At 53.0% G+C, this 12,150-nt stretch carries 11 protein-coding genes and 3 pseudogenes; 9 read left to right on the top strand and 5 right to left on the bottom strand.

What is annotated here, in order from left to right; all coding sequences use genetic code 11:
- Window positions 1-35: 35 nt before the first annotated feature.
- The 4 genes and pseudogenes from guaB (at window position 36) to NSMM_RS09940 (ending at window position 3,935) form a co-directional block, all read left to right on the top strand.
- Entirely contained in the window at window positions 36-1,499 is a 1,464-nt protein-coding gene (gene guaB / locus NSMM_RS09955; protein WP_090287060.1) for an IMP dehydrogenase, read from the top strand.
- A gap of 10 nt (window positions 1,500-1,509) precedes the next feature.
- Window positions 1,510-3,069, top strand: a complete 1,560-nt coding sequence (gene guaA, locus NSMM_RS09950; RefSeq protein WP_090287058.1) for a glutamine-hydrolyzing GMP synthase — start codon at window positions 1,510-1,512, stop codon at window positions 3,067-3,069.
- A 257-nt stretch (window positions 3,070-3,326) separates the two neighbouring features.
- Window positions 3,327-3,515 (top strand): annotated as a pseudogene (locus tag NSMM_RS09945) (MIT C-terminal domain-containing protein); the annotation flags it as partial.
- 90 nt (window positions 3,516-3,605) lie between these two features.
- Window positions 3,606-3,935 (top strand): cupin domain-containing protein, encoded by a 330-nt coding sequence (locus tag NSMM_RS09940; protein WP_090286596.1) that lies wholly within the window; start codon window positions 3,606-3,608, stop codon window positions 3,933-3,935.
- A 272-nt stretch (window positions 3,936-4,207) separates the two neighbouring features.
- On the opposite strand, the gene NSMM_RS09935 is transcribed toward NSMM_RS09940, so the two are convergent.
- Window positions 4,208-5,059 carry a mechanosensitive ion channel family protein gene (locus NSMM_RS09935; RefSeq protein ID WP_218121080.1) on the bottom strand — a complete coding sequence of 284 codons (852 nt, stop codon included), beginning with the start codon at window positions 5,057-5,059 and terminating at the stop codon, window positions 4,208-4,210.
- Window positions 5,060-5,545: 486 nt separating this feature from the next.
- Between NSMM_RS09935 and NSMM_RS17270 the strand changes: the two are divergent.
- Window positions 5,546-5,647, top strand: a pseudogene (locus NSMM_RS17270) (transposase); the annotation flags it as partial.
- A 264-nt stretch (window positions 5,648-5,911) separates the two neighbouring features.
- Window positions 5,912-6,052: a hypothetical protein gene (locus tag NSMM_RS15715; protein WP_176753933.1), complete on the top strand. Its 141-nt coding sequence runs from the start codon at window positions 5,912-5,914 to the stop codon at window positions 6,050-6,052.
- Window positions 6,053-6,150: 98 nt separating this feature from the next.
- On the opposite strand, the gene NSMM_RS09920 is transcribed toward NSMM_RS15715, so the two are convergent.
- From NSMM_RS09920 to NSMM_RS16140, 3 genes and pseudogenes are all read right to left on the bottom strand, one after another.
- Window positions 6,151-6,810 carry a peroxiredoxin gene (locus NSMM_RS09920; RefSeq protein WP_090287053.1) on the bottom strand — a complete coding sequence of 220 codons (660 nt, stop codon included), beginning with the start codon at window positions 6,808-6,810 and terminating at the stop codon, window positions 6,151-6,153.
- 370 nt (window positions 6,811-7,180) lie between these two features.
- Window positions 7,181-8,058: pseudogene (locus NSMM_RS09915) on the bottom strand (IS1595 family transposase).
- 156 nt (window positions 8,059-8,214) lie between these two features.
- Entirely contained in the window at window positions 8,215-8,379 is a 165-nt protein-coding gene (locus NSMM_RS16140; protein ID WP_218121079.1) for a hypothetical protein, read from the bottom strand.
- On the opposite strand from NSMM_RS16140, the gene NSMM_RS09910 reads away from it, so the two are divergent.
- The 3 genes from NSMM_RS09910 to hslO are packed head-to-tail and all read left to right on the top strand — an operon-like array spanning window position 8,378 to window position 11,930.
- Window positions 8,378-10,693, top strand: a complete 2,316-nt coding sequence (locus NSMM_RS09910; RefSeq protein ID WP_090287070.1) for a Tex family protein — start codon at window positions 8,378-8,380, stop codon at window positions 10,691-10,693. The genes NSMM_RS16140 and NSMM_RS09910 overlap by 2 nt on opposite strands.
- A gap of 8 nt (window positions 10,694-10,701) precedes the next feature.
- Window positions 10,702-11,064 (top strand): ArsC family reductase, encoded by a 363-nt coding sequence (locus tag NSMM_RS09905; protein WP_090287051.1) that lies wholly within the window; start codon window positions 10,702-10,704, stop codon window positions 11,062-11,064.
- Window positions 11,061-11,930 carry an Hsp33 family molecular chaperone HslO gene (gene hslO, locus NSMM_RS09900; RefSeq protein WP_090287049.1) on the top strand — a complete coding sequence of 290 codons (870 nt, stop codon included), beginning with the start codon at window positions 11,061-11,063 and terminating at the stop codon, window positions 11,928-11,930. Before NSMM_RS09905 ends, hslO begins: the two co-directional genes overlap by 4 nt.
- Window positions 11,931-12,008: 78 nt before the next feature.
- Here hslO and NSMM_RS16135 read toward each other — a convergent pair whose 3' ends face one another.
- Window positions 12,009-12,146 carry a hypothetical protein gene (locus tag NSMM_RS16135; RefSeq protein ID WP_218121078.1) on the bottom strand — a complete coding sequence of 46 codons (138 nt, stop codon included), beginning with the start codon at window positions 12,144-12,146 and terminating at the stop codon, window positions 12,009-12,011.
- Window positions 12,147-12,150 lie beyond the last annotated feature (4 nt).

Here is a 12,150-nt window from a genome sequence, read left to right as displayed (position 1 = left end):
TCCGTTATAATAACGTTTTGTGAAGGATCGTTACCATGCGACTGCTCCAGAAAGCACTGACATTCGACGATGTCCTGCTGGTTCCCGCTCATTCCGAAGTTTTACCAAAAGATGTCAAGCTTGTCACAAAACTGACACGTGAGCTGACCATTAACATTCCGGTTGTTTCTGCCGCGATGGATACCGTGACGGAAGCGCCACTTGCCATCGCCATCGCCCAGGTAGGGGGAATCGGCATCATCCACAAAAACATGCCGATCGAAGTACAGGCTGCACAGGTCGCGCAGGTTAAACGTTTTGAAAGCGGTGTAGTAAAAGACCCGATTGTCATTTCACCGGATATGACGGTGCGCAAGGTGTTGGAACTGACCCGGCAGCATAATATTTCCGGACTGCCGGTAGTTCAAGGTAAAAAAGTGGTTGGCATTGTCACCAACCGGGATTTTCGTTTTGAAACCAATCTTGATCAACCGATCCGCAATATCATGACACCCAGAAAAAAACTGGTAACGGTGCGTGAAGGTGTGTCTCAGGCCGATGCACTGGCGCTGTTGCACAAACACCGGCTGGAAAAACTACTGGTTGTGGATGACAATTTCGAATTGCGTGGATTGATTACCGTTAAGGATATTACCAAAACCACCGAGCATCCTAATGCCAACACTGACAGCCTGGAGCGCCTGTGTGTCGGTGCAGCGATTGGCGTTGGAGAGGGCAGCGATGAACGTGCGGAAGCGCTGATCGAAGCCGGAGTAGATGTGATTATCGTCGATACCGCGCACGGGCATTCCCAAGGCGTGCTGGACCGTGTTCAATGGGTTAAGAAACACTTCCCGCAGATTCAGGTAATTGCAGGCAACATTGCTACCGCAGATGCGGCGCGGGCACTGGTGGAACATGGTGCGGATGCAGTCAAGGTCGGAATTGGCCCCGGATCGATCTGCACCACCCGAATCGTTGCCGGAGTTGGGGTTCCACAAATTTCTGCCATTGATAATGTGGCCAAGGCATTGCTGGGGACAGGCGTGCCAATCATAGCCGATGGCGGGATTCGCTATTCCGGGGATATCGCCAAGGCCATTGCGGCAGGCGCCGATACGGTGATGCTGGGCGGGTTACTGGCCGGTACCGAGGAATCTCCTGGTGAGGTTGAACTGCTGAAGGGCAGGGCGTATAAAAGTTATCGTGGAATGGGATCATTGTCGGCCATGCAGCAGGGATCCAGTGATCGCTACTTTCAAGAAGCTGAACGCAACAAAAATGAGAAGCTGGTGCCGGAAGGCGTGGAAGGACGGGTTCCCTACAAAGGTACACTGGCCAATGTTATTCACCAATTGATGGGGGGAGTACGTTCGAGTATGGGCTATCTCGGTTGCAGCACTATTAAGGATATGCACAACAAGGCTGAATTTATCGAAATTACTTCTGCAGGTATACGTGAATCACATGTTCATGATGTACAGATTACCAAGGAAGCACCCAATTATCATGTTGAGTAGGTAGCCGACCATGCATTCAACTGTACTCATTCTGGATTTTGGTTCCCAATATACGCAGCTTATTGCTCGCCGTATTCGTGCAACTAACGTTTATTGTGAAATTCACCCATTTGATGTCGATCCGCAAATTATTCAGGATATGGCGCCCATTGGCATCATCCTCTCCGGCGGACCTGCTTCCGCCTTTACGGAAAACGCCCCTCGCGCACCACAAATCGTATTTGAGCTGGGTGTACCAGTGCTGGGTATTTGCTATGGTATGCAGGCGATGGCCGATCAATTGAATGGCAAGGTTGCCAATGCGCTTGCACGTGAATTTGGCTACGCCGAATTAATGGTCGAGCCCTGCAGGCTGTTTGAGAACATACAGGATCGCGTGAATGCCGGAGGCCAGAAGATTCTCGATGTCTGGATGAGCCATGGCGACCGGGTCGATGCGCTACCACCAGGATTCAGCATTATCGCTCACAATGCAGCTACCCCGATTGCTGCGATGGCAGACGAGTCGCGCCAGTTTTATGGCTTGCAGTTTCACCCCGAAGTGACGCATACCCTGCAGGGATGCGCCATTCTGGATCGATTCGTACACGACATCTGTCAGGCAGGTAGCGACTGGAATATGCCGAATTATATCGATGAGGCAATTGGGCGTATTCGTGCCCGTGTCGGAAACGAACGGGTTATCCTCGGACTGTCGGGTGGAGTGGATTCCTCGGTTGCGGCAGCACTGATCCACCGTGCTATTGGTGATCAGCTAACTTGTGTGTTTGTTGATAACGGCCTATTGAGACAACATGAAGCCAAGCAGGTAATGGAGACATTCAGCCGTAATCTTGCGGTGAATGTGATCCATATCGATGCACGTCGTCAATTTCTGGAACGTTTACAAGGTACTTCTGATCCGGAACAGAAGCGGCGCATCATTGGCCGGGAGTTTGTGGAAATATTTCAACAGGAAGCTGCCAGGATTGATGACGCCAAATGGTTGGCACAAGGAACCATCTATCCTGACGTCATCGAATCGGCTGGAAGCAAAACGCAAAAAGCCCGCACCATCAAGTCGCATCATAACGTTGGCGGCCTGCCCGATACACTGCACCTGGAGCTGCTGGAACCACTGCGCGAACTGTTCAAGGACGAAGTGCGGGAACTTGGTCTAGCGCTGGGTTTGCCACGAGACCTGGTGTTTCGTCACCCCTTTCCCGGACCGGGTCTGGGTGTGCGGATACTGGGTGAGGTTAAATACGAATACGCAGAATTACTCCGCCAGGCAGATGCCATTTTCATTGAAGAACTCAAGTATTCCGGCTGGTATGAAAAAACTGCCCAGGCATTTGCTGTTTTTCTGCCAGTTAAATCAGTCGGTGTCATGGGAGATAGCCGCAGTTATGAGTATGTCATCGCGTTACGTGCCGTACAGACCGAAGACTACATGACCGCGCACTGGGCAGAATTACCCTACACCTTGCTTGCTAAAATCTCCAACCGCATCATCAATGAAGTGCGGGGCATCAACCGAGTCGTTTACGATATTTCAGGCAAACCACCAGCAACCATCGAGTGGGAGTGATTCGAGATCTGGCAGTGCCAGGTCGCGCTCTAAACGGCTTCCGAGTACTTTGAACAAAAGCAAGTCTCAATAGCCTGAACAGATCAGGTCAGTGATATTGCATTAATGACTCCATACCTGAAGGACTACGTAACAGAATTCAATTTCCTGTTTCATCAAATCTACAAATGTGCCCGTGCACAAATTGAATGTGATGAGAACCATGGCTGTTACTACAACTTTGAGAGGGATGCGCAACTTCATGGAATTTTTGGAGACTTGTGGTCAAGCACAAGGTTCCGGATGAGGAGGTGATCATCCATCTGGTGATAACAAAAGACGAGTTCAAAGGCGAACAACAGAAAGAAAACTTCGAGAAGATGAAGGAGTCTACAAGCAGCGTGGGCGTAAATTTCACCTGGGAATTCGACGGCACCGGCACGATCCATGCCCGCCAATCCTGCTAATAAAGCTATAAACTTAGACTGCAAAAAGCGCCGTTACATTCTGCTTTTGTTGGGTAGGACCAATATACATAAACCTATTAGGAGATAGTCATGGCTACACATCACGCATCACCAGCTGAAATTGTTGACTTGGAAACCTGGGCGCAAGATATGCCTAATGAACAAACTAAAGTAATTGTAAAAACAGATGAAATGGAACTTGCTCGCCTTGTTATTCTAGCCGGTAAAGAATTTCCAACTCACAAAGTATCAGGACCAATTATTGTTCATTGCATAAATGGGAAAATAGAGTTTACTGCAATGGGCGAAATACAAGTGTTGATGCCTGGCCAATTATTGCATTTAATGCCTGATGAGCAGCATTCAGTTAAGGCAGTTGAAGACTCGGTTGTTTTACTCACGATAATCTTTAAAGCTTAAGTCGTTAATACTAATCAGGAAGGGCTTTGAACGAATTCTAAGGATTGATTCTCTGGTGATGAATGCTTAAACTTGAATATGCCTCTATACTATTTTCAGTAGGAAGGACGGAGCACAGAGGAATTAGCCGGAATTTACATAACTAGTTGCATCTTTATTGTTTTAATCATCACCAAAAAGCACCTGGTTGGAAATAGTTCACAGGAGTATTAATCTATGATTTCAGGTATTTGCAAGCATATTCATTTCTTAAGTGGTGGTTATTTTGGTGATTATTTTCTTGTTTGATAAATCCGTTCCAGTACACCGTGAGTAATATGCAGCTCCAGTTCTGCGGCTTTCTCAGTAGGGCAAAAAATAATCACAGTAATTACACGCTTGGCTAATTCGTTTGTGCTGATCATGATCCGTGGTTCCGGCCCCGGAATATCCACTCCTGTTCTTTTCTCAATAAAAGCATTGTAGCGCCGGGCGATTTCAATAAAATCACCAGAAATATGATCGAGTTCGGCGACAATCCATTGTTGGATATCCTGAATGTTCAAGTGAGGTTCAGTGATGATATCAAAACGGTGAAAGATATAACGTTTGGAAAAATTAAGGTTTTTTATCGATTCGGATAAAAAGACGCTGTTTGGCATCAGAATTGTTTTGCCCGTAAAACTGTAATCATTGGGAGGCTTGTCCAGTTCCTGCAATGTTGTAGAAAACATATCGTAGTCAATAACCTCCCCTTTATGCGACCCCACTTCTACCCAATCGCCGATAGTAAATGCGCCCGTGCCTGCACGCAGCATTGCCCCGCTAAAACAAAGAATCAATTCTTTTGTTGCGATTACTAGTGCCAAGGTAACGGCGGCAATTGAAATAGCAAAATTGCTCAGTTCTGGCCACCAGACCGTAAGTAAGCCAAAAACAATCATCAGCCAGCTGAAATTTTTCACAATAGTAATCCAATGTCGCCGACTCTCCGTCAGGATTGCCCTTTTACGTTTGATCAGATAGACAAGGAAAATTCGCAACAACAAAAAAACTGTGAGCAACACACAGCTTTGTATGATTTGGTTGTCAATATAGAAAGAAAAAAATGCAGACATCATTAAACCTAGTGTTTTTTGATTCACGTGCATTGAATCAATGCTTGTGAATAACGTTGTAATAGTTAAGTATTCCAGAATATGGATAATACCGAAACTACATAATTTTGTGGCGACGGTCATATCCCGCAACCAACTCTACCAAAACAGCCCGCAAAAATCAGCTCAATTCGTGTCAGTAGAAAATCATATCTACGGTGAGGGAGCTCTGCGCGAAGGAAGCCATCCTATACCCTATACTAGCTCGTTCAAGATTTGGGCACGAGTAAATTTTCTTACAGACAGGTCGCTGACATGGCAGCAAATACTCAGCTAAAGTAGCAGCACATCACAACAAGGGCTGGAGAACGATCCTGCGCAGCCGCTGCGGGGAATATCCCTACCCGACGGCAGCTGCGTATGAATGTAGCATTCTAGCCCATGGGCTCTTACGCCTGCGTTGTACAGTACAAGCTGCGTCCATGAGAAACTGACGGTCTTTCAGCTTTTCTGATCAAGCAGGCTGAATTGAAACGATCCGAAGCACAGATCGGTGCGATTACACTTATTCACCGTTTCGGTTCGGCTGCTAATCTCAATATTCATCTGCATTGTCTCGTGCTTGACGGCGTATACCGTGTCCAGAATGGTGTGGCGGAATTCCACAGCGCACGGTCACCGCCGGCTGAGCAGTAGCAAAGCCTGCTCAGCCGGATCATCTAACGCATCATGAAAGCATTGACTCGCCACGGCGCGCTTATAGAGGAGGAGGGGATGACCTACCTCAGCTCTCAGGTACCTAAAGAGCTACCCGTTCGATATCCTTAAAATCGAGTTGTAGAGCGCGCTGCCTTCACCTGCGCTGCCTTCACCAGTGGCGCAGGTGAAGGCAGCGGTTTGGTGCCAGCTTTCGGGGCTGGTGGTGTCGAAATGGGCGTCGCAGTCGGCGGTATTGTCGAACTGGTTGGCCCAGATTGCACCGGGCAGTTCAGCGGCGAAGCAGCCGGCGATCTTCTGATAGTTGTCTCGTCGTCCTTGTAGGATTTGGGCGGCACCAGGCGCACGTCGGCGCCGAGTACGCGCAGTATTTCCATTTTTTCGGGCGAGTGTTCATCGGGTTCCGCGCCCGCGGCCTCTGCTTACTTGGGTGAGGGGACGATGCGCAAGTAGGGCTTGACCGTCTTCCAGCCATCGGGGTACTTCTCGCGTGCCTCTTCGTCCTTGATCGACGGGGCGATGATGACGTCTTCACCCGCTTTCCAGTTTACCGGCGTGGCGACCTTGTGCTCGGCGGTAAGCTGGCACGAGTCGAGCACCCGCAAAATTTCGTTGAAGTCACGCCCCGAACTCATTGGGTAGGTGATCATGAGCTTGATCTTCTTGTCTGGCCCGATAATGAAGACCGAGCGCACGGTGGCGTTATCGACCGCGGTGCGGGATTTGGTTTCGCCGTCGGCGTTGGGGTGCAGCATGTCGTAGAGCTTGGCGACCTTCAGATCGGTGTCGGCGATCAGCGGATAGCTGACGGTGCAGTTCTGTGTCTCTTCAATGTCGGGAATCCACTTTTTGTGGTCTTCGAGTGAATCCACCGACAAGCCGATGATCTTGGTATTGCGCTTTTCAAATTCGGGCTGCAGACGGGCCATATAGCCCAGTTCGGTGGTGCACACCGGAGTGAAATCCTTCGGGTGCGAAAACAGTACCGCCCAGCTGTCGCCAATCCACTCATGAAACTTGACTGTGCCTTCGGTGGTTTCTGCAGTGAAATCCGGGGCGGTGTCTCCAATATGCAAAGCCATGATGCTCTCCTTACGGGGTTGGAAAAATTAAAAGCCTACTCTTAGGATAGGCGTCGAACGACGAATCGACTAGCGAACGGTTCACAGCAGCACCTGCTCGATGCCGCCACTGTTAGCGAAGCGCGGCAGGGTTCGTGGTACATGTATCTGACACCTGAAACGCAATCGAATTTGATGTTCTTCTTCATCAGGTATTCGTGGATGTCAATCAGTCGACAGCCCGGGAAGATCTTCTCGGACTGATACTTGAGGGGTATAGCAAAAATAAACGCCCTTTCTCATAAGAACCAAATGTACCGGGAAACGGTTTGATCGTCAATCTGACCGGGAAGCCGCCCGAAATTCTTAACCATTTGTTTTCCTGATTTAGTTACCCTGTCTCAGAACTTCTCAATATACCGATCGAAAGAGGTTCTGTCGTTGCGGTGGCGAGCAGCAATCGCGGCACCATGGCAGCCAAATCAAAGCGGCGATTGAAGCGATAGGAGAATTCTGCAAGATAGCGCTGTGCATACCTAGCGTGGTTGAATGCATGGTAGGTTCCGCTCAGGGCAGTCTTGAAATTGACAGGAAGCGTGTTGACTCAGCGAAACTCGGCACGCTGTACAGCAGATTTGCCACTTCCCACAAAGTAGATGACAGACATTCAGCCGACCATTGTTTGAGGGCTTCACATGTAAAACCCGCTACGGGAGTCAAGCAGCGTATATAAAGTGGCTTCCCCTCGCTGTTTGTTTGTATTGTCGCTTCAAATGGCGTCTTACTTGCCGCGCCTCGGCCGCACTTTTCCGGCCTTGCACTTCCCAGATAAGCATCGTCAACCTCCACGCGCCCATCCAGACGGCGTTCTTCTTCGCGCAGCAGCATGGTCTGTAACAGCTTATGCTTGATCGACCATGCCGTTTTGTAACTTACCCCCAGCTGACGTTTGAGTTCCAACGCACTGACCGCATTCTTGCTTTGCGTCATCAAGTAAATCGCCAGAAACCAGGTCTTTAGCGACAATTTAGTATTTTCAAACACGGTGCCGACAATTGAAGAACACTGGTAGCCACAATCCAGGCACTCCCATAGCTTGCGGCCGTTATGAGTACAGGAGTATCGCGCCCCATCGCAGCGCAGGCATCCCCAGCCATGTGGCCACCTCGCAGCAAACAATGCTGCTTCACATTGTGCTTCCGTGCCATACTGATGTAGAAATTCATGCAGTGACAGGCCTGCCTGAAATTGAATTTTATTCATCGCCATTGTCATTCTCCTCTGATCTTGCTACATTTCTTCGCAATTTGTAGATTCTACAAAACTTCTGAGAGAAGTAATTAATCAGGAAAACAAATGGTTAAGAATTTCGGGCGACTTTCCGGTCAGATTGACGATCAAACCGTTTCCCGGTACATTTGATTCTTATGAGAAAGGGCGTTTATTTTTGCTATACCCTAACACGTCGGCACGATCACCGCATTCCGACTCAGCGCACCTCGACTTGTCCTGCCAGCGTGTGACTGAGATACTTTGCAGCCGAGATGCCTCGTCAAAATCGGCCTCGTTTTTATTGACTTCTGCTGCCATGTTGCCATCGCTTGAAAACCGCCTCGCCACCGAACTGAAAATCAGTCAGAAGCAAGTCAGCGCGGTCGTCCGCCTGCTCGACGAAGGCGCTACCGTGCCCTTCATTGCGCGCTACCGCAAGGAGATGACGGGTGCGCTCGACGACACCCAGTTACGCGCACTCGAAGACCGACTCGGTTACCTGCGCGAACTCGATGCGCGCCGCGAGACGGTGCTCGACGCCATCGCCGGCCAGGAAAAACTGACCGATGCGTTGCGCGCGTCGATTCTCGCCGCCGACACCAAGCAACGGCTTGAAGACCTCTATCTGCCCTACAAGCAGAAGCGCCGCACCAAGGCGCAGATCGCGCGCGAAGCGGGTCTGGCGCCGCTCGCCGATGCATTGCTCAACGATCCGGATCTGAACCCCGAGCACGCGGCGCACGACTTCGTTGATGCCGAACGCGGGGTCGACGATGTCAAAGCTGCGCTTGATGGCGCGCGCTTGATCCTCGTCGAGCAGTTCGGCGAAGACGCCATGCTGCTTGAGACGCTGCGCGGCATCCTGCAGGCAGACGGCCGCGTGGTCTCTCGCGTGGTCGAAGACAAGGCGGCGGAAGGCGAAAAATTCCGCGACTGGTTTGACTTCTCCGAGGCGCTCAAAACCATCCCCTCTCACCGCTTTCTCGCGCTCCTACGCGGACGTAATCAGGGCGTGTTGCGCCTCAGCATCGAGTTACCCGAAACCCGGCCCGACGGGCAGCTCGGCCGTTGCGAACAACGCATCGCGGCACGCTTTGGCATCCGCGACGCCGGCCGTCCCGCCGATCGCTGGTTGCTCGACACCGTGCGCTGGGCGTGGACAGTCAAGATCTCTGTGCACCTCGAACTCGAACTGATGAACGCCACGCGCGAGCGCGCCGACGAAGAAGCCATCGGCGTGTTCGCGCGCAACCTCAAGGATCTGCTGCTCGCCGCGCCCGCCGGCCCGCGCGTCACCATCGGCCTTGACCCCGGACTGCGCACTGGCGTGAAAGTGGCGGTGGTGGATGCCACTGGAAAGCTGCTCGACACGGCCACCATCTACCCGCACGCGCCCCGCCGCGACTGGGACGGTGCCATTGCCACGTTGGCGCGTCTGGCCGCCGCCCACGGTGCCGATCTGATCGCCATCGGCAACGGCACAGCCTCGCGCGAGACCGAAAAACTGGCGGATGATCTCGCCACGCGTCACCCCGAACTCAAACTCACCCGTCTGATGGTGTCCGAAGCGGGCGCCTCGGTGTATTCCGCCTCGCAGCTGGCGGCCGACGAGTTTCCCGATCTCGACGTGAGTCTGCGTGGCGCGGTGTCGATTGCGCGCCGGCTGCAGGATCCACTCGCCGAACTGGTCAAGATCGATCCCAAGTCGATCGGTGTCGGTCAGTATCAGCATGACGTCAATCAGGCGCGCCTGGCACGCATGCTCAACACGGTGGTGGAAGACTGCGTCAACGCCGTCGGTGTCGACGTCAACACTGCCTCCGCGCCATTGCTTACGCGTATCTCCGGCCTCAATGCCACGCTGGCCTCGAACATCGTCGCTTACCGCGATGCCAACGGCCGCTTTTCGGATCGCAATACGCTCAAGGCCGTGCCGCGTCTCGGCGCAAAAACCTTCGAGCAGGCGGCTGGCTTCCTGCGCATTGCCGGTGGCAACAATCCGCTCGATGCCTCCAGCGTGCACCCGGAGGCCTACCCGGTGGTGGAAAAGATTCTGCGTGATGTTCAGCGCAAGGTTCGGGAATTGATGGGCGACTCCGCCGTCCTCAAGGCGCTCGATCCGCGCCGCTATGTGGACGATCGCTTCGGCGAGCCGACGGTGCGCGACATCCTTAGCGAACTCGACAAGCCCGCGCGCGACCCGCGCCCCGAGTTCAAGACGGCGGTGTTTCGTGCGGGCGTGGAAAAACTTAGCGATCTGGCGCCCGGCATGTTACTCGAAGGGGTGGTCACCAATGTCACCAACTTCGGCGCCTTCGTCGATGTGGGCGTGCATCAGGACGGACTGGTGCATGTGTCCGCGCTTGCCGAGCGCTTCGTCAAGGATCCGCATGCCATCGTCAGCGCGGGCGATGTGGTCAAGGTGAAGGTGCTGGAGGTGGACGTTCAGCGAAAACGCGTGGCGCTCACTATGCGACTCGGCGACACGCCAGCCAAGTGCGTCGAAGGCGGGAACCGCCCGTCGGCCCCTCCACGCCGCGCGCCGCAGAAGCAGAAGCTGGCCCACAAATCCAGTGAATCGGGCAAAACCGGTTCGCTTGGCGATGCGCTGACGCGCGCGCTGAAAAAGTGAGGCATAACATGATCCGCATCTATGGCATTCGCAACTGCGACAGCATGAAAAAGGCGTTTGCGTGGCTGGACGCACATGATGTGACGTATGAATTTCATGATTACAAGAAACACGGCATTGAGCCAGCGACACTGACTCGATGGCTCACACGCGCCGCGCGCAGCGAACTGATCAATACCCGCGGCACCACCTGGCGCAAACTTAACGATACGGATAAAACTATCGACAACGATGCCGACGCCGTGGCCCTTATGGCGGCACACCCCAGCCTCATCAAACGCCCCGTCATCGACACCGAAGAAGGCGTCTTGCTCGTCGGTTTTGACGCTGCGCGTTACGCCACCGCCTTGCGCGGAGGCCAAGGCGAATGAGCACGCACGACAGTTTCGTCCAGCGATTCTTTTTTGAAGCGCTCGATATCCGTGGCGCTTTCGTTCAGCTCAACGATGTGTGGCGAGAGATGCAGCGCGATCGTGCCTACGCGCCGCGTGTGCGTGATGTTCTCGGTGAACTGGCGGCGATCTCCGCGATCATGACCGGCAATCTGAAGCAACCCGGACGGCTGACCTTCCAGCTGCAAGGCAACGGGCGGCTCAAACTGTTGGTGGTCGACTGCACCGAAGCCCTCAACCTGCGCGGCTACGCCAAGGCCGACGAGACGCTGTCGACAGCCAGCGAGGCGGCGCTGCTGGGCTCGGGCCGACTACTGCTTACGCTCGACGCGCCCGGCCTGCAACAGCCCTACCAAAGTTTTGTGCCACTTGAAGGCGACACCATTGCCGCAATATTCCAGCACTACCTCGTGCAGTCCGAACAACAACCCGCTGCGTTGTGGTTGTCCGCCAATGCGCATGGCGCCGCTGGTCTGTTTTTGCAAAAGCTGCCCGATGCCGACCGGCGAGATCCTGATGGCTGGTCACGTATCAACCAGCTCGCTGACACGGTTTCAGGCGATGAGTTGCGCACACTCGACGCCACTACTCTGCTCACGCGACTGTTCCATGAAGAAGAGGTCCGGGTGTTTGAAGCGCGTCCGGTCGTTCATCGCTGGCCGGTCGATCCCGAAAAGATCGATACCATGCTGCGCAGCCTAGGGCGCGCGGAGGTCGAATCGATACTGGCCGCCGAAGGCGTTGTCGAGATTCACGACGACCTATCCAATCACACGTATCGCTACGATGCCGACGCGGTACGCAAGCTGTTTGAGGAAACCGCCGTGCCGCCGCTTCGACACTGACCCAATGATGGTGTGTAAATGGTTCGAATTCACACGTAATCTTGCTCCAACACGTTGACACCAGTAGACTCGCAGGATTTAATCGAGCAATGCCTGAATGAAGGGAATTTCCGTTTCGTCCAAGCCGATTGATTTCAAGGGCGCTACGCCACCTGTTAGCCGCTCATCCGCGCTTAATCGCACCGGTATTGCAGGTGATTCACCGTGCCACCTCAATTTT

Origin of the sequence: Nitrosomonas mobilis, from assembly GCF_900103035.1 — a bacterium.
In the GTDB taxonomy this organism is placed as follows: domain Bacteria; phylum Pseudomonadota; class Gammaproteobacteria; order Burkholderiales; family Nitrosomonadaceae; genus Nitrosomonas; species Nitrosomonas mobilis.
The sequence above is the reverse complement of the archived record's forward strand: the minus strand, read 5'-3'. Positions and strand labels throughout refer to the sequence as shown.